A 16716-nucleotide genomic window follows, 5' to 3' on the forward strand; every position below is an offset into this window, starting at 1 on the left:
CATGTGGTGGTGCCAGCGGCCGTGTCTGGCGCCGTCCCAGCTGGGGGTGGGCGTTGTGGGAGAGCTGGGCGGCTACGGTGAGCCGGTGTCCGATCCTCTCTCTGCGGTGAACAGGCCGAGTCGTCGGCGGTGTGCGGGGTGTGTCCGAGCTCGTCTCGGCGTTGCAGGCTCAAGGCAGCAACGGGCAGCGGGCGTTAGTTGAGGTTGCTGGATGCCTCTCACGTCCTGAACCATCCTGCGGAGTTCCGGGCGCCTTATGAGGTGGCGCAGTCATGTCTGCGGGGTGCGCTGGACGGTGTTCTCAGCATCGCGGGTGAGGACTTCCCTGGGCTGCGGAGCGCCACCAAGGCGGTCACTGAGGCGGCTCGGGCCGTGGCTGATGCCTGACGGCAGCAGGGCGGGGTAGGTGCCGGGGATCTTGATGTCCTCGTGGGGGCGGTCGAGGGGCTGCGTGCCGAGCAGGCGGACCGCGGCGGGTTCCGTACCCGGCAGATCGGGCATCTGGTGGTCGAGCAGACCCGGCAGGAGATGGGGCTGGCCGAGATGGAGGCGGCCCGCAGTTGGAGCGCTTTCTACAGCAGCGCCTCGGGTGTGCTGCATGGTTCCAGCAGTGATGCCGATGAGGCGCGCCGCCAGTTCCACGATGTCGCGGCCGCCATGGAGCGGCTGTTTTTGGGTCTGCCGGAGCGGGCGGACGGACGGTTGCGGGAGCTGGCCCGGCTGCAGGTGCCGGTGCAGCAGGACCCGGATGAGGTTGCGCGGATGACCGACCCGCGGGCGGGAGCGTACTTCTTCAGTGCTGCGGTGAGCGGGCGCTGGCTTGAGCTGCTGCCGCTGTACCGGCTGCTGCCCGAGGGAGAGCGCTGGCCGACCGGGCCGTATCTGCGGCGGCTGCTGGTCCAGGAGCCTGAGCGGGTGTGTGCCTGGGTGGAGGAGCACCTGGACGCGATCCGTGCGCAGGGGCCCGGTGCGCTGTCGCAGGCGGTCGCCGTGGTAAGCGAGGCGGGCATGGCGGCGTGCGCACTGCTGACGAGGATTGTGCGGGCGCAGCCGGACTGGTTCGTCCTGCTGCGTGTCGCGTACTGGGCCGTGGACATTCCTGTCGCCGAGCGCACCGGGCCGTGGGTTGTCGTGCTCGTAAGCATCTTGCGGGCGCGGGAGTTCACGTCGTGCGAGTCGTGGGAGAGCGGGCTGGTGCTGCGGGTGCTCGTGGATACCGCCCACCCCGGCGGTCGGCTGCGCAGCGGTGAGGATCGGCTCGGCGTGATCATCCGCTTCGCGCTCGCCGGCGTGCTGGCCGATCATCTCGGCGATGAGGACGTGCGTTTTCAGGTCGAGATCGTCAACGATCTCGGTGAGGTCGCGTTGGCCGACCCGCCGCATGTTGTCGTCGTGACACTGATGCGGGCCGTGCTCGATCTCGCCCTGAGTGAGGCGCGGCTGGGCGTGCCGGTCGTGCAGCGGCTGCGGGGCGTGTACGGCAAGCTGCCTGCCACCGAGCACCGGGCGCGGTTGGTGGCCGTGCACCTGGCCGAGTCCTGGCTCTTCGACGGCGAACATCCCGAGGCTGCGGCTGGATGGTGGCAGGTGGCGATCGATGCCGCGCGGGAGGTGGGTGGCGGGACGTGGCCGAGCGCGGACGTTGCTGACTTCCTCGCGCTGCTTGACGCCCGCTGCCCCCAGGAGCTGCGGGCTGAGCTTGAGGCGGCGCTCACCGAGGGCCTGGGCGCACCGCCTCTGCGGAAGAGATGGGTGCGTGGGCTGACGCCTTCCCTGGGCCGGTGCCCCGCCGGTGGCGCATCGTGCGGGGTCTGTCTCCCGTGCTGCCCGAGGCCGTGCGCGCGCCCTGGCAACCGGTCCTGGCCCTGCTGGAGGAGAAGTACGGGCTGCCCGCTGAGCGGCCCGAGCCCGTTGTGAAGATCACCAGTTAGGTGGAGTCCTATGGCGGGTTGTCCCCGGAGGTCTTCGCCGCGCGTGTGCAGGCCGATGGAGTGGTGGCAGCCGTCGCCGAACTCGCCGCTACTCCCGTGCCCCGGGACAACGAAGACGATGACGGGGATGGCGGGGATGGCGGGAATGGTGCGCGCGCCGGGCTGCTCGGCGAGTTCGTCGCCCAGGACCCCGGATGCCTGGGCCGCTGACCCGGCCGCGGTAGCCGCGGTGGCCGCGCGCCCGGCCCTGCAGAGTGCCTACTTCAACGCCCTTCACCACGCCGCCGCGAGCAACCGCCTCGGCCCTGGTGTGCTGGGCCCTCTCGCCGCGGCCGCCTTCGCGGTACGCCCGCAGGAGGCCGGCGTGCCGCAGGCGGCTCGGCTGCAGCTGGTCATCTCCAATCTCCTGCACCGGCTCTGGGACAGCGGCGCATCTCTGGGGGCGGCGGAGGCGGACGCCGTGGCCTGGCTGCGTGCTCTCATCAGCGGCTGGTCCATGCCTCGTCTGGACACCTCCTCGCCGCTGGGCGCGGCCACGACGGCGCCCGGTGGCAGTGCCCTGCTGTCTTTGACCGCCTGGGGCATCCAGCACGCGGCGCGCACCGGAGAGGGTCTGCCCGGGCGGCTGACGGCGGTACTGGAGGAGTTGCTGGGCGCCGAGCCGGACGACCAGGCCCTCGCTGTCATCGGGTTCGGCCTTGGCCAGCTGCATCACTGCGACCCCGGCTGGGTCACCGACCATGCCGACGCGCTGCTGTCCCTGGATCCGGCGTGGCGCCCCGCGCGCAGCTGGCTCACCCGCGGCCGACCCGTCCCGGTCCTGCTGGCCCGGCTGGACAGGGCCGGTCTGTGGCAGGCCTTGTGCACGCCGAGGGCGCTCTCGACCGGGTCTTTCTGGCCTTCCTGGATGAGGCCGAACCCCTCGGCCCTGCTGGTGAGTTCCTCGCCGGGCTCGCCGGCTGCCCGGGCGGAGGCGAAGCCGTCTCGGTGATGCTGTCCCGGCTTGCCACCTACACCGCCCGCGCCGACAGCGGCGAGGTGGCCGAGCGGGCCGCCGTCATCTGGCGCGCCACTCTCGATGCCGGTGTGCCGGCTGCCGCGCTGCGCGGGGTGGGGCACTTCGCCTTCGCCGACGGCCTCGCCCAGGACACCTGGCTGGAGCTCACCGCCGCCACCATCGCCCGGCAACCGGACCTGGAAGACGCCGACCACGTCGCCGAACGTGCCGCCTGCACCCCCGCGTCCCCTGCCGCCCAGCTCATCGCCGCCGCCGCTCTCGACCACGGACCAACCGCCGGTTACCGCCGCACCGAGACGATCCGCCACGCAGCCAGCCTCTACGCCCACGCCCACGCCCCCGCCGAGAACACCCCCGCGCGCGAAGCACTACGCGTCGCTTTGATCAACGCCGGCGCCATCGAGGACGCCTACGGAAACTGACCCCTCGCCTGGCGTCGTCGAGCGAGCCTCGACCATGAGCAGGGGCTGTGTACTGTGCTGTGGCCAGCGCTCGTCTGCGTCTGCACCGGCCGGGTGTCCCGGCGGAAGGGAAGGGCACATGGCTGCGGCAGGTCCTCGATCCTCCGGCCGGCGTGCAGCAGCGGATCGGATGGAGCCCTACCTCGGGGCTGGGACATCTTTCATGGCCCCGGTCGTCGACGGAGGTCTTCGTCGCTTCCGGCGGCCCGAGGGACCGTCCGGGACCGGTCTCCGGCAAGCGTGGCAGGAGATGGAGGCAGCCAAACAGCGGCTGCCTCAGCTGCTCTCCGAAATCTCCACGACAGCGCTGACAGCCGATCCGCTCATGCTCTACAACAGCCTCCATGTGCTGGATGCGATGCGCCGGTCGTCTCTGGCGGCCAGTGTGGTGTTCGGGAGCGATGCGCTGGTGGAGTTCTACGGAGGTCTGGTCACCGCGATGCCGACGGAGCAGGTTCTCCAGCGGCTCGGTGCCGACGTTCACCCGCACGTGCTGTTCGACATGGACCGGTTGCTGCGCGAGTACGCAAGAGCGGAGAACCTGGCGCATCAGGCCAAGGTACTCAGCGAAGGCGCCATGGACCAGCAGACGAGTGTTCTGCACATGCTGCAGCTCGAGCAGCGCTTTGACCGGATGCAGGGTTACGCGGCGCAACTGCGCCCGATCTTCGAGGAGATCACGACTCCGCTGGCCGACCAGTCCAGAGCGGTCCTCGGTTTCGCGCTGCACCAGGCCCTGGAGGCCGCTGATGCCTATCAGGCCCTGATGGCCACGCGGATGAACGAGGCCATGGATGCATTCGCGGAAGCCTCCGCAGCCTTCCCCCCGTCCACGGACAGGGGACACCACCTGCAGGTTGCCGCCGTCCTTGCTGCTGGTGTGGCAAAGTTCGGGGCCGCCCCCGTCGAGGACGACCTGCCCGGTGTGCTGGCCGAGCGCCTTGGGGCTCCCCGCGATGAGATGGTCCGCTTGGTCGCTGCGCTGACGACACCACTGGGTGGCCAACCGGCGCTGAGTGAACTGGGCGACACCAACACACTGCGCCGTCGTCCGGTCATCGGCCTGAACGGCACGCGCGGTCTGTGGGCACGTCCCGGCGACTTCATCCACGAGGCGCTCGACTGGGCCGCAGACGCCTGCCGCGAGCATCCGGACTTGCTGAAGCGCTTCGACAAACGCCGCCAGGACCTCTGCGAAGAACACGCCCAGTGCACCCTGGCCACGGTGTTCGGGGACGCCTGTGTCCACGTCGGCGCCACCTATCCGGAGCCAGGCAATCCAGACATCGACGTTCTCGTCGCCATGCCCGGCGCCGTCCTCACCGTCGAAGCCAAGGGCGGTCGTTTCACCGACCCTGCCCGCAGAGCTGCGCCGGACCGGGTGACCAGGAAGACGCGCGAGTTCGTCGACAAGGCCCTGGAACAGAACGCGCGCGCCATCACCTACCTCGACGGCGGCGGAAGAGACCTGCGAGAGCGCAATAGGCGCCGTCTGGTCCTGCCGGACCACCTCCCGCCCGCCGTGTCAGTGATCGTCACACTCGACCGCGTGGACCCATTCGCCACGCACCTTCCCGACAGCGGCAAACGCCGCGCACAACCGCAGGACGGCACCTGGCTGGTCACGCTGGCCGACCTGGTGATGGTGGGCGACATCCTGCGCCACCCGGCCGAGTTCTACGCCTACGCCCGCACCCGCGCCGCCACCGCCAAGGCCGGGGGACCCCGGGTGTTCGTCGAAGCTGACGCACTGGCGGGCTGGCTCGAACACCGCATCCAACCCGTCCCACCCCCACCGGGCGAGCTCGTCTTCCTCGACACCAGCAACGAGGCTGTCAACAGCTACTACACGCACACTGCCACACCAGACTCCCCCTCCCCCGCCCGTCCCACCTCCGGCGTCCTTCCCGAGGTCCTGCACGCCCTCGACCTCGTCCAACAAGACCGTCCGCAGGACTGGCACGACGTGGCGATCGCCGCGCTGGCAGTGAAGCCCGCAGACTGGCGGCCCGTCCGCAAGGCACTGCAGCCCGCCCGGCCGGGCGCCAGCACCCGCCGCGACCGCAAACGGGCCCGCCGTGCGACGGACGGCATCCGCCTCTCCCCCCACCTCACCGTCTACATCCGCGACAGCGCGCATGAGACCTCTCCCCCGCCCCTGGGGCCGACAACTCTCCTGCTCCGCACCCCGTAAGGCCCCGCACCACCTCCGGAGCGGCCCAAGGCACTCCTGTCGTTGCGCAGGTCCTGGTGCAGTCGTGTGCGAGCGGCCGTGATGTCGAAGACGTCCTTGCCCAGATGCAGGGATGTGACGGGCAGCCCGGCCTCGAGGAGTCGGGTGTGTTCTTGCTCCAGAGCGACGGACTTGCCGCATCCCCGCTCCCCCAGAACCACGACCGGTTCTGTTCACGAGTTCCGACGGCAGATGTGCACGACTTCGGGAGGCGCCCCGCCCGGGCCGTGGTCGATGTTCACGAGAACGGGAGGCACCTCGTCGTCGCTCCCCCGACCGGGCAGAGGTGGGTGTCGGCCGGGCCACGCGCCGACTTCAGCGCGCCCCATAGGGTGGGAGATCCAGGTATCGCCGCCGGGACCCCGGCTCGCTGCCCAGTTGCGTTCTGGGTCAACGGCGAGGACGTGATCGAAGGGGCGGCCGACGAGGACAGCCGTGGGCCGTTCGCGGCTGACGTGCTGCCTGCTGGCCGGCCCCGGGCGTGAGTAGTTCCGGTACAGAAATTGCCAGTGAGAACGATCATGCCCTTGCGGCTCAGCTACCACCCTGCGAGTCGCTTTCGACCTACTCAAGAATCTTTCCCCGTGGCGTCGTTGACGCTGGCAAGATTCGACACCATGGCAAACTTCTTGATTAAGGATCTACGGGAAATCGCCAAGGGCTTCCCCGAGAACCTGGATGACTGGCCCCACATCCCGTGCCCCACGTGCACGCGAGGAGCCTTGCTCCCGGTCCCCGACTCGTTCGTGGCAGAGGAGTCGGTCACCAGTAGGTCCATGCACAACCATGATGCGTGGGAACCCGAGTGGATTCAGGGTGCCTTCCACTGCGTGCTCACGTGCAGGAAAGAGACCTGCGACCACGTGCGCGTCATCGGGGAGATGACCGTCGGCTGGACAGGCCGGGACGACGTCCAGTACGAGCAGTACCTGACGCCGACCATGTTCTTCCCGGCGCTGCCCCTGCTCGAAAGCCGCGGCCTCTGCCCCCCGGAGGTCGGGGAGCGAGTGGACGCCGCAGCCAAGATCCTTTGGCTCGACCCCAACGCTGCCGCGAACAGGATCCGGGCGGCGGTCGAGGCCCTGATGGACGACCGGGGAGTCATCCGTACGAAGCTCAATCGCGCGGGGAAAGCCGTCAGGCTTAGCCTCGACAACCGGATCGCAACTTTCAAGACAGCGCTGCCGCAGCACGCGGACGCCGCTGACCTGCTCCTGGCCGTCAAGTGGATCGGAAACGTGGGCAGCCACGAGGACGTTCTCCGCATCCCTGACGTTCCTGGAGGGAGTCGAGTTCTTGGACCACGCCCTGTCCTTGATCTACGACACAAACCGCGACGACATGAAGAAGAGGGCATCCGAAGTCACAGCCCGGCAAGGACGGCCCGGCACCTTCTCCATCAAGGTCCCGTTCTGAATCAGTGACCGAGTACAAGCACGAGGCGTGTGGGCTTCTGCCGTTCCTGTGCCGGCCGCCCGCGCTATACCTTCGCCGAGGGGTGGAACAGGACTGGGGGTGTGATCACGGGCGGATGTTCAACCGCCCATGATCAACTCCGGTGGCACTCCGGGCCTCGCGTGCGACGCACCCGTGCGATTCGTCAGCCTGCGAGTCAAGCCCCTGCCTGGCTGCGGACTCTTACCGTCGCCGAGTCCCTGGCCAAAGGGGAACGCCTCCAGCCGGCCGGGCGCTGTCGAAACTCGTGAACATTCCGACCAGGCCGAGGCGGCCAACCGCCTCCTGAACCGACGTTGAAGTGCTGTCCGTTCTCGTGAACAGAGCCACACGACGGCAGGCGTGTGCCGCATGTCGTCCAGGTGGGGCAGGCGGGTCCGGTGCGGCCTGCCTTCGAAACGTTCACGAACCTGCCTGCCGTCGGCGGCCACCGGCAGCAAGGACCGTCCAGGCGTATCGCACCATCTCATTCTCGCCCGGCGATTGAGGATGCCCGCACGTGTGGCTCCTTGCGGCTGCGTGTCCGGCCAGGTCTTGAGTCTTGCAATATTCCGCCGGGTGCCACAGTCAGATCAGTGTCGGTGGGCATCGCTCAGCCGTTCCTCAAAGGGGGCGTCACGGGTGGACGGCATACGGTGAAGTTCGTTTTGGCTGTCGTTGTTCTCCCGCGTGTTGTCCAGGAACCGAGAGAGGTGTGTCTGCTTCAGCTGCAGCACAGCTTCGCCCTCAGTCGTGTTCCCCTGAATGTCCATGCAGGTATCTACCTGATCGCCGAGCCGTCTGTCCGCCGTCCCTGCACATGCGTTGCTGTGGCCCGAGGAGCCCTGCTGCATCCCTGCAACAAGCAGGTCGCGGGCAAAAGTCCATACGGTCTGTTCTCTTGGCGGCTCTTCAGAGACCGCATGCACGGCGTATGGATCGCCGCAGTGGCTGGCGAGAGTCGCGGGGATGGCAATCCGGCAATTGTCTGCCAGGAGGATCAGTCTGGTTTCCCATGTAGTTGTTGCTTCCTGTGTTGTCTCGATGCGGCAGGCTCTACTCGTCAAGTCTGTGCTGCCATCGGCGGGGAGCAGTAGTTCCAGTGTCAGGGGAAGCAGGAGGGTCACCTGTTCCCGGCAGGTCCAGCTCAGACCGGTCCGCAGAAGTTCTGTCGTACGCGTGGCCATGACGAATTCCGGAGGGAGTGCGAGCATACGGTCATCCGGCCGGGGATACGTGCTGTCAGTCATTCTTCCCAGTGGCCGGTACTGGTGAGCGGGACAGCGTTCGCTGAACCCATGAACTCGGCCGGCTGCAGCGCCGGTTGTTTCCGGTGCCTGTCGCTCTTCCAACGAGGCACGCATGCCACGCCAATAGTTTTGCGCTGTCAGGAAGCCGTGCGGTCCAGGAGCCGGCCGCTCAAGGAGCCCGTACACGAGTTGTTCCCGCGCGGTCTGCGGCACAGCGTGGGATCGCGCCTGTGCTCCCGACCCGGACACGACGAGGAAGCAGTCCAGCCAGGGGCGCCTGTCGTTCCCGCTGTTGGTCCTCTGCCTGCCAAAGCTGCGACTGCTTTCTTGGCTGCCCCGGCCAGAGAGCCAGACGGCAGCCAGCCAGTCGCGCAACCCGGCATCAGCGTCAGTCTCCGACGGCCACCACTGATCGCGTCGTTGTGTCCGCTGCGCAGTGGCCGTGCCGAACAGATGACTCGTTGCCCAGGCGCTGCCTTGCCCCATCTGCGTGCTCATACCGCGTGCGCTGGGGTCGGATGCATACGGCCACAGAACGAGCCAGTACCCAAGGCCCCCCGGCAGGACTGCACTGGAAACCGCGGCAGCGACATGTTGTGCCGCATCGGGATCCCGTAGCCTCCAGACTTCATGGGGCACGTTGTGGCCATAGCCGTGCGGCCATCCTGCGCGCACCCGACGATTCCCGTCCGTGCGCCCGCATTGCCCCTTGTCGAGGTCTCCGGACGAAGTGCCGGAATGCCACATCTCCTCACGGATGAGGGCGGAGGCCAGCGCGATCTTCGCTCCCATGCCGTAGCGCCCGATCTGGCTATACCTGCCGTCCTGTTCAGCGAAAAAGAGTTGCTTGAGCAACGTCGTTTCCGTTGGCACCTCGGTAGCTTTTAGAGCTTCCTTCGAACAGCTCAAAAAGCTGTCAACAAACACGTGCGCAAGAATTCTTTCCGTCCGATCCCCAAAGCCCTCCGCCAGACGATTGACGTGATTCAGAATGTTCTCGTACGGGGTGGGATAAAATTCCAAAAGACGTTTTCCGACTGTGCCAGAATCGCTTTTAATATGCGTTTGATGGTATGACCCGCTGCCATATTGTGGCGCGTGCTGAGGCTCCTGTTCTTCCCTGGAGTGCTGCAACAGGGACTGTGTGCACTCCGTGACCTGCTCAGGCCGCGGGGCGGGCTGCGCTGGGGCGTCTGCGGCCGGGAGGTTGCGGCGGGTGAGGCGGGAGGCGAGCAGGTCACGGACAGCCGCAGGCGTGTGGCGGCGCACCGCCCGCACGCGCGGAGCTCCCAGGCTGGAGGCGTCCAGCAGGGCGTCGAAGGCGTCGTGGCTGCTGGCCACCGGGTTGGCATCCATGGCTCCTCCTGTCTGGGTGGTCATCGCGCTCCCCCTTCGCTGTGCTGCTCGCGGGCCTTGGTGCGTACGCGGGCGAGGCGGCCCTCCAGCGCCTTCACGCTCAGTCCCGCGAGCTCGGCGGCTTCCTCCTGGGTACAGCCCGCCCCGCGCCAGGCGACGGCCACGCGCAGTTCGGGGGCGGTCAGCAGCGGCAGGACGCGGTCGATCGTGTCGTGGACGACGGCGGTGTGGCAGGGATCCGCGGCACGCTGGTCGGGAAGGGCGACGACGGGATCGCCGTCGAGCCCGGTATAGGTCTGCGCGGCCCGGGCTGCGGCGTACTGCCTGCTCCAGGCCTCGTAGACCTTGCGGAAGGCGAAGACGCAGGCGCCCACGTAGTAGGTCGTCAGCGCCGCGCCTTTGGCGGGGTTCCATCTGCCGCCCGCCAGGGCGTTGTCGCGGAAGGCGTCCAGGCCGTCCAGGACCGAGTCGGCCACCACCTCGTAGCGGTCGTCCTGGCTCCACTGCGGGATGATCAGACGGGCGGGGACGGGGCATCCGACCCGGCGGGTCTGGCGGAAGATCTCCCCGGTGCCGGTCCAGTCGAGCAGGACGGGCCAGGCGTACTCCATCAGCCGGCCGGCGAACTTCTCGAACAGCGGGCCGACGAAGTCCTGCCCGCGCAGGATCTCCACCACCTCGGCGTCCCTGGCACGGCGGGCGGCACGCTCGGTTGCGCTCTCGTCGGGGACACCGGGCGCCAGCAGCCGTTCGAGCCGGGCGAGTTCACCGTCCAACAGGAGCAGTGCGGCTCCACCGGCCGGGGGCGAGTCGGGGTGCCGGGGAGTGCCCGCTGCCTCGTCAGACATGTGCACTCCTTTGCGCTGCGGCCGGCTCGTCGGTTGCCTGGTTTTGCCTCACACCCACCTCATAGGACCGCGCTGCACCTCTCCCCTCGCCTTCCACACGGACTTCTCTTGTGACATGGATCACGCGAGGGCATCGCGGGGCACACCGGCTACAGCATCAGCGACCAGACCGGCAGCGTCCGAGCCGCCGGCCCTCTTATTTTTCGCGGAGCTGATGTGCGCAACAACGACCGTGACCCTCTGCTCGACCAACGCGCCGCTCTCATCCTCCTGTTCGGCGCGCTGAGCGCGATCGGCGCCGGCGCGCTGACCGTCCTCAACGGCGGCGCTCTCGCTGGAGCCGGCCTCGCCGGGGGCGGAGCCTTCGCGGCCGCGGTGTACTTCTTCCACAAGATCATCCGCTGACGCACCGCCTACCCGGCCGCGCATGGGCGCCGGCCGGCATCCGGCATAGCGGATCCGCGTCTGGGCCGGCAGGGCTGCCGTGCGCGCCATGGCCCGGCTCGACCGCAGCCTCTTGGCCAGGGTGGCCAGCGAGCGGACCTTCCCGCTCTCGGGGTCCTGGCGCGGTGTGTACCGGAGTTGAGGGTTCTCCTCGCTGGCCGGGGCGGGCTCCGTCCGTCTCTCCGGCCGCCCCGGCAAAAGCGCCGGCGCACATGCCGACGGACAGGACGTCACCCCAGGGCGCGCCCCACGGCCGTGCGGTGCATCCCGCCCCCGGGGCGGGCCGTCACGGCCCGCCCCGGGGCATGGCCGACGGTCTATGAACCGAGCGGCTGGTGCAGATCCAGGTAGCAGCGCGTCCGTACGCCTGGTTGGCCCGGATCGCGCGTGACACGGTCTGCTGTCGCCGTAACCCACTGCGCAGCGAGAGCCTCCTGGAGGGCGAGCCTCGTGACAGTCCCGGGATCGACCTCGTCGCGACCGAATACGGGTTCACCGCAGTGCCCCCGATGGGCACCAGGTCGGTGCGCGTGGCGCCGACAGCCGTACCCGGGGGACGGGGTGGCCGTGTCCGCGGACGTGCTCCATCACCTCCCCCTCTGCAGCCGCGTCCCCGTGCCGCGCACAACGTCCGCGACGTCCCCTCGCCGCGATCGTGCTCGTCCTAGGCGGCTTCGCCCTCTACACGTGGCGGCACGCGCGAGGGGGGTCTACGTGGCGACCGAGCACGCCCGCTTCATCTTCGCCACCAGCGCGGCCACCATCACCGGCATCGTCTTGCTGATCGGCGCCATCGGGGCCCGTGACCTGCGGCGTCCCCGGGAGCGGGCGGCTCCCCGGCTGTCGCGGTTCGGCCGCTTCACCTTCGGCGTCTACATGTACCAGTGGCCCCTGCTGTTGGCGTCGGGATCCATCCGCTGCCCCGGCCGGTCCCGGCCTGATCGAACCGTTGCGTGCTCTGGCCGTCTCGCTGCTCAGCGACGACATGTCGGCCTACGCCCATGGCACGAGAGCGCGCCGATAACCGGGACCGCCGTCACCGTGCGCACCCGCGCCGGGGACAACCTCGCGATCTACCGGGCGTTCGACTACTGCCGGCCTGGCGACGTGCTGGTCGTCGACGGTGGCGGCGCTCTCGACCAGGCTCTGATGGGCGACATCATGACGAGTTACGCGGAACACCTCGGCCTGGCCGGTGTCGTGGTCGATGGTGCGATCCGTGACGTGTCCGCCATTCGGCGGCGGCGCTTCCCGGTCTATGCCGCGGCGTGACGCACCGTGGGCCACACAAGAACGGCCCAGGCGAGATCAACGTTCCGGTGTCGATCGGCGGCATGGTCGTCAGTCCTGGCGACATCGTCGTCGGCGACGACGACGGCCTGCTGGCCATACCGGTCGCCGACGCTCCCGGCGTGATCACGGGGGCCCAGGCGCAGCGGGGAAGGAAGCCAAGTTGCTCGCCGCCATCGCCGAGGCGGCTACGACCTTTCGTGGGTGATCCCGCACGAGGATCGCGCGATGAAAGGCTGACGACCCGAACATCCGCAAACCCGCCGGACCGCCGCCCGCCCACGCCGCCTTCCTGCGGCGTGGGACCAGCGAACGCCGCGCCGTCGGGCGCCCGGGCAGCTGCCCACGTAGGCGACGTGCGCGACGACCTCCTGCTGCCTCGTACGTGTCGCGGCTGTGTGTCCGCGGGCGAGCCCGCTCACCGGCACACCACCTTCTCGACGACGTCGGCAAACCGTCGGAGGCCTTCGAAGGAGAGATGCCTCGTCGGTGGCGAACGAGATGCGGACGTGTCCGGCTCCCGACGGCCCGAACTCACCTCCGGCCCGGACGAGGACACCCCCCTCTTGGAACCGGGCGGCGAGTTCCTCGGACGACAGGTTCGTGTCAATGCGCGGGAAGGCATAGAACGCCCCCTGCGGAGTGTCGACGGTGACGCCCCGCATGGCCGCGAACGCCTCGACGACGAGGTCGCGTCGGCGCTGGTAACCGGCGGTCTGTGCGTCGAGTGCGGCGGCCATCGTGTCGAGCGCGGCGAGTCCGGCGTCCTGGACGAAGGTGTTGAGAGCGCCGTTGAGCGTGCGGTGCACGAGGTTGATCTCGTCGGCGGGTCCGGCCGTCACGGCATATCCGAGTCGCCACCCGGTCATGGCGTAGCCCTTCGAGAACGTGCCGACGACGATCACCTGCTTCTGCACGGCGTGGAGCGCGAGCGCCGAGCGGAAGGGGCGGTCGACGAACACGATGTCGCAGTACGCCTCGTCCGAGAGCATATACAGGTCGGGGTTCGCCAAAAGCAGCTGCCCGAGTCCGTCGAGCTCTTCGTCGCAGAGGACGAGGCCGGTCGGGTTCGCCGGGTTGCACGTGATGGCCATCCCTGCACCCGGCGCGAGTTCCGCAAGTGCTTCGAGGTCGAGGCGGCCGTCGGGACGCGGGGGGACCCAGACGGTCTCGGCGCCGACCATGGCGATGTGGTCGGCGTAGAGCGAGTAGGTCGGCTCCGGGACGAGGACGCGATCGCCGGGCTGCACGAGGGCGAGGACGGTGGCGGCGACGGCGGCGCTGGCACCATGGGTCAGCACAACGTCGCGGGCCGGCGTGACCCTGCCGGTCGTGGACTCGAGGTGGTCCGCAAGGCGCGAGCGGAGGTTCGGCGCGCCGGTGAGGGGCGCGTAGCGGGTCCGGCCTGCGTGGAGCGCGGCGACCGCAGCGTCGACAACGTGCCGCGGGGTGCCGTCGTCCGGTTCCCCCATCGCGAGGGAGATCGCGCCGTCGACGGTGGCACCGAGTCCGGCGGGGCGTCGTGAGGCGGCAGTGATCCGGCCCGGCAGAGCCAGGGTCCGCGTGGTGTCCGGGATAGGCATCGTGAGGCTTTCCTGTTCGTCGTGCTGGATGGTGGTGATCGAGGTGGTGGTGCCGCTCGGGCGGTGGCGTCTGTGGACCCGGGCATGGGCAGGCGATACCGGGTCGGGCCGGGGTGAGTTCTCGTCCGAACGGCGGCGTGCGAACTCCCGCGCGGCCGGCCCGGAGCTGGCTCGGCTGCCTTCGTCACCCCCGAGGGGATCGACGGCGTCGCGCGCCGCTGTTGCCGGGGCGGTGGGCAGGAGGTTTCTTTCGTGGTGGGTGGTGCGGAGCGATCACCCGAGGAGAACCGAGACCGCCATGAGGACGGGAATGGAGACGACAGTGGTCACGAGGGCGATGTCGCGGGCGATGCTCTCGCCGCGCACGTACCAGTTGGCGTAGGTCATGACGTTCTGCGCGGTGGGCTCGCCTCATCACACATGGCGGCGACGCCCCGGTGTACACGAAAGCCCGTCCAATGGACTAACCAGGTCGGGAAGAGCCGGCCTCCGGAGCGCAGTTGGTGAATCTGCGGCCCGCCAGATGGCCGCGCTGCGCGTCTTCGTCAGCATCGCCGAAGAGCTGGCTGCTCCACCGGCAGAAGGACTCGCCGCGCATGTACGCACTGCGGGCTTCACCTGCGTGGACACCCGTTGGTGCCTGTACCTGACCGAAGACAGATCGAGTCAGTGGCATACGGGCTCTATCTGCACACACAGGAGGCGTCCTCTGCCGAAGTCAACAGCTTCGCCCGCGACTACGGCGTGACTTACCGGCCCACTCCAGTGGCAAGCACACCGGTAGTCACCCGTGCGCTGTGGGGTCGGCTCAACCCATGCGCGAGAATTGATCAGGCCAGTGCCAGAGACCGAGGTTCGGGATAGCACGGCCGAAGCTCTGAGCTTGTCCTACCCCGTTTTCCTACGTGTGCCCGTGCTGTGCCGACGGTGACGGTGACAGTGATGCGGCGGGGTGATCCTCGATCCAGGACAGGCCTCCGATGTCGAGGCGGTGGCGGGTGCGGGTGACGGCGACGTAGGCGAGGCGGGCTTCGCCGTCGTCGATCGGGCCGGGCACCGCGCGGCCGGTGTCGTCCAGCTGGTCACTGTCTTTGGGCGGGGTGAAATCGTCGGCGATTCTCACGCGAGGCCATTCGCGGCCCTTGGCCTTGTGGGCGGTGGAGACGGTGACCTCGGCCTGTTGCTCGGGGATGAGTTGAGCAACGGCGGACAGGATGGCGTCGGTGCCGTGGGTGTCGACGAGGTCGACGAGTGGCTGCAGGTCACGGCCGGCCGGGTCGTGGGCGGCGTAGTCCTGCAGGTCGCCCCAGGAGGGGAACAGGACCAGTTCGGGGTGGGTGGTGCGGCGGCCTTCCTTCAGGTCGTGCGCGGCCAGGGCCAGGGCGCGCAAGTTGTCTCCTCCCCCGACCAGGGCCACGCGGTGTCCGGTGGTCAGCAGGTGCATGACCTGGGCCATGGCGCCGACGTTGGTGCGGCACAGCACCGCGTCGGGCCGGGTGACGGGGCCGAGTTCGGTGGGCACGCTCTCGGTGCCGGTGAGGCGGATCGGGGCGTCGGCGATGGCCAGCCACCGGTTGGCCTCGTCGGCGAGGTGGGGGCCGAAGCGGAAGGACTGAGACAAAGCGAGCTGGGTGCCGTCGAAGCCGGTCATGACGTCTTTGGCGCCGCGCCAGTCGTAGATGGCCTGGGCGGAGTCGCCGACCATGACCAGCTGGGCGTGGTCGCGCTGGTCGAGAAAGATCTGTTCGACGACGGGGTTGGTGTCCTGGGCCTCGTCGAGCAGGAGGAAGTCGGTGTCGATCTTCGGCTGGCTGAGGGCCCAGATCTTCAGGTAGTGGTCGTGGTCGAAGCGCACGACGCCGTCGTCCGGGTGTTGCAGGTCGGTCCACGCCTTGCGGGCGAACGGCACGACGTGGGAGGCGAGTTGGGCGTGCAGGTCACGCTCTTCCAGGCCGCGCAGGCGCGGGACGTGGTGGCGGGTGATCGCCGGGTCGGCAGTGTGGCAGAAGCGGGCCACGGTGCGCAGAGTGGCGTTGGACAGGGTCCTTTGGGACAGGTCGCGTTCGCCGATGCGGACGGCTTTGGTGATGCCGAGGGATTGCCCGGTCTGCCAGGCCGGGCGGCGGGGCGCGTTGAGGCGTTGGGTGTAGCGGTGGCCGACGGCGGCGTAGGCCAGGGCGTGGGCGGTCTTGCAGATGACGTTGCGGGGGAAGCGGGTGGTGGCGTCCTGGGCGATGGCCCGGTTGAAGGCGAGGTAGCGGCCACGGCGCTTGGTGGCCTGGGCGAGCAGGGCCAGCGTGGTGGTCTTCCCGGTGCCGGCGCCTGCCTGCAGGGCGAGGTGGTTTCCGGCGTGGAAGGCGTCGGCTGCTGCCGCCTGTTCGTCGGTCGGTTTCATGGCGTGGGCCTTTCGGGAAGCCGGGTGAGCGCGTGCCCGACGGCGGACAGCAGGTAGGCGGGGGTGGTGTGGGCCAGCAGCTGGCCTACCGCCCGGTCGAGGCGGTCGGTCTCCTGGTCGGCGTGCTCGGCCAGGGCCCGGTGCAGGGCCAGTTCCACGAAGCGCTCCGGGGCCTGCTGCGCACGGCGGGCGGCGGCCTTGAGGACAGCGTGCGTGGTCGGCGGGAAGGCGACATTGAGCAGCACCTTGTGGTCTGCGTCCGGGTAGTGCGTGGTGATCACGTCGATCGGCAGCCGTCCGCCCATCTGGCGGCGCAGCCGTTTGAGGGCCTTGCCCGGGGTCCGGGCGCCCACGACAGCCATGAGATGGGTGGCGTCGTGGTTGGCCGCGAGCGGCATCGTGCGGGTGGCCCGGTGGAGTTCGGCCGGGGTGAGGGGCCGGGTCAGGGTGATGTCCAGGGCGTGGTGCGGCAT

At 69.0% G+C, this 16716-nt stretch carries 14 protein-coding genes and 3 pseudogenes; 9 read left to right on the forward strand and 8 right to left on the reverse strand.

The window, feature by feature from the left end; all coding sequences use genetic code 11:
* Positions 1 to 270 precede the first annotated feature (270 nt).
* On the reverse strand, positions 271 to 501 hold the full coding sequence (locus tag AC4IHM_RS00005; RefSeq protein WP_490864998.1) for a hypothetical protein: 231 nt from the start codon (positions 499 to 501) through the stop codon (positions 271 to 273).
* 3 nt (positions 502 to 504) lie between these two features.
* Between AC4IHM_RS00005 and AC4IHM_RS00010 the strand changes: the two genes are divergently transcribed.
* The 6 genes from AC4IHM_RS00010 to AC4IHM_RS00035 all read left to right on the forward strand — a co-directional run bounded on the left by AC4IHM_RS00010 (position 505) and on the right by AC4IHM_RS00035 (position 7067).
* Complete coding sequence (locus AC4IHM_RS00010) at positions 505 to 1917, forward strand: hypothetical protein (protein ID WP_490864999.1); 1413 nt, start codon at positions 505 to 507, stop codon at positions 1915 to 1917.
* 14 nt (positions 1918 to 1931) lie between these two features.
* Positions 1932 to 2141: a hypothetical protein gene (locus tag AC4IHM_RS00015; protein ID WP_490865000.1), complete on the forward strand. Its 210-nt coding sequence runs from the start codon at positions 1932 to 1934 to the stop codon at positions 2139 to 2141.
* A gap of 19 nt (positions 2142 to 2160) precedes the next feature.
* Positions 2161 to 2922 carry a hypothetical protein gene (locus AC4IHM_RS00020; RefSeq protein ID WP_490865001.1) on the forward strand — a complete coding sequence of 254 codons (762 nt, stop codon included), beginning with the start codon at positions 2161 to 2163 and terminating at the stop codon, positions 2920 to 2922.
* Positions 2922 to 3371 carry a hypothetical protein gene (locus tag AC4IHM_RS00025; RefSeq protein ID WP_490865002.1) on the forward strand — a complete coding sequence of 150 codons (450 nt, stop codon included), beginning with the start codon at positions 2922 to 2924 and terminating at the stop codon, positions 3369 to 3371. The genes AC4IHM_RS00020 and AC4IHM_RS00025 overlap by 1 nt, the downstream gene beginning before the upstream one ends.
* A gap of 289 nt (positions 3372 to 3660) precedes the next feature.
* Entirely contained in the window at positions 3661 to 5604 is a 1944-nt protein-coding gene (locus AC4IHM_RS00030) for a hypothetical protein (protein WP_490865003.1), read from the forward strand.
* Between the two features lie 623 nt (positions 5605 to 6227).
* Complete coding sequence (locus tag AC4IHM_RS00035) at positions 6228 to 7067, forward strand: DUF8608 domain-containing protein (RefSeq protein ID WP_490865004.1); 840 nt, start codon at positions 6228 to 6230, stop codon at positions 7065 to 7067.
* Between the two features lie 603 nt (positions 7068 to 7670).
* Here AC4IHM_RS00035 and AC4IHM_RS00040 read toward each other — a convergent pair.
* Both AC4IHM_RS00040 and AC4IHM_RS00045 read right to left on the reverse strand, forming a co-directional pair.
* On the reverse strand, positions 7671 to 9707 hold the full coding sequence (locus AC4IHM_RS00040) for an SsgA family sporulation/cell division regulator (protein WP_490865005.1): 2037 nt from the start codon (positions 9705 to 9707) through the stop codon (positions 7671 to 7673).
* Positions 9704 to 10531 carry a hypothetical protein gene (locus tag AC4IHM_RS00045; protein WP_490865006.1) on the reverse strand — a complete coding sequence of 276 codons (828 nt, stop codon included), beginning with the start codon at positions 10529 to 10531 and terminating at the stop codon, positions 9704 to 9706. The genes AC4IHM_RS00040 and AC4IHM_RS00045 overlap by 4 nt, the downstream gene beginning before the upstream one ends.
* Positions 10532 to 10747: 216 nt before the next feature.
* On the opposite strand from AC4IHM_RS00045, the gene AC4IHM_RS00050 reads away from it, so the two are divergent.
* Positions 10748 to 10936, forward strand: coding sequence for a hypothetical protein (locus AC4IHM_RS00050; RefSeq protein WP_406490310.1), 189 nt, complete (start codon positions 10748 to 10750; stop codon positions 10934 to 10936).
* A gap of 356 nt (positions 10937 to 11292) precedes the next feature.
* On the opposite strand, the pseudogene AC4IHM_RS00055 reads toward AC4IHM_RS00050, so the two are convergent.
* Both AC4IHM_RS00055 and AC4IHM_RS00060 read right to left on the reverse strand, forming a co-directional pair.
* A pseudogene (locus tag AC4IHM_RS00055) lies at positions 11293 to 11415 on the reverse strand (DUF6207 family protein); the annotation flags it as partial.
* A gap of 270 nt (positions 11416 to 11685) precedes the next feature.
* Positions 11686 to 11838 carry a hypothetical protein gene (locus tag AC4IHM_RS00060; protein ID WP_490865007.1) on the reverse strand — a complete coding sequence of 51 codons (153 nt, stop codon included), beginning with the start codon at positions 11836 to 11838 and terminating at the stop codon, positions 11686 to 11688.
* 13 nt (positions 11839 to 11851) lie between these two features.
* Between AC4IHM_RS00060 and AC4IHM_RS00065 the strand changes: the two are divergent.
* Positions 11852 to 12297 (forward strand): annotated as a pseudogene (locus AC4IHM_RS00065) (RraA family protein); the annotation flags it as partial.
* Between the two features lie 156 nt (positions 12298 to 12453).
* Here the strand turns inward: AC4IHM_RS00065 and AC4IHM_RS00070 are convergent.
* Positions 12454 to 13848: a pyridoxal phosphate-dependent aminotransferase gene (locus AC4IHM_RS00070; protein ID WP_490865008.1), complete on the reverse strand. Its 1395-nt coding sequence runs from the start codon at positions 13846 to 13848 to the stop codon at positions 12454 to 12456.
* A 523-nt stretch (positions 13849 to 14371) separates the two neighbouring features.
* Between AC4IHM_RS00070 and AC4IHM_RS00075 the strand changes: the two are divergent.
* Positions 14372 to 14712 (forward strand): annotated as a pseudogene (locus AC4IHM_RS00075) (DUF6417 family protein).
* A gap of 37 nt (positions 14713 to 14749) precedes the next feature.
* Here the strand turns inward: AC4IHM_RS00075 and AC4IHM_RS00080 are convergent.
* Both AC4IHM_RS00080 and AC4IHM_RS00085 read right to left on the reverse strand, forming a co-directional pair.
* On the reverse strand, positions 14750 to 16243 hold the full coding sequence (locus AC4IHM_RS00080) for a UvrD-helicase domain-containing protein (protein WP_490865009.1): 1494 nt from the start codon (positions 16241 to 16243) through the stop codon (positions 14750 to 14752).
* A complete protein-coding gene (locus AC4IHM_RS00085) occupies positions 16240 to 16716 on the reverse strand; it encodes a hypothetical protein (RefSeq protein ID WP_490865010.1) in 477 nt (158 codons plus the stop codon). Before AC4IHM_RS00085 ends, AC4IHM_RS00080 begins: the two co-directional genes overlap by 4 nt.

Source organism: Streptomyces sp. SL06, from assembly GCF_058244745.1.

Bases quoted from the DNA above. Each gene is read 5' to 3' on its own strand.
- AC4IHM_RS00070 (WP_490865008.1), bottom strand. From the start codon at position 13,848: ATGCCTATCCCGGACACCACGCGGACCCTGGCTCTGCCGGGCCGGATC.
- AC4IHM_RS00025 (WP_490865002.1), top strand. From the start codon at position 2,922: ATGCTGTCCCGGCTTGCCACCTACACCGCCCGCGCCGACAGCGGCGAG.
- AC4IHM_RS00040 (WP_490865005.1), bottom strand. From the start codon at position 9,707: ATGACCACCCAGACAGGAGGAGCCATGGATGCCAACCCGGTGGCCAGC.
- AC4IHM_RS00005 (WP_490864998.1), bottom strand. From the start codon at position 501: ATGCCCGATCTGCCGGGTACGGAACCCGCCGCGGTCCGCCTGCTCGGC.
- AC4IHM_RS00080 (WP_490865009.1), bottom strand. From the start codon at position 16,243: ATGAAACCGACCGACGAACAGGCGGCAGCAGCCGACGCCTTCCACGCC.
- AC4IHM_RS00030 (WP_490865003.1), top strand. From the start codon at position 3,661: ATGGAGGCAGCCAAACAGCGGCTGCCTCAGCTGCTCTCCGAAATCTCC.
- AC4IHM_RS00085 (WP_490865010.1), bottom strand. From the start codon at position 16,716: ATGCCGCACCACGCCCTGGACATCACCCTGACCCGGCCCCTCACCCCG.
- AC4IHM_RS00045 (WP_490865006.1), bottom strand. From the start codon at position 10,531: ATGTCTGACGAGGCAGCGGGCACTCCCCGGCACCCCGACTCGCCCCCG.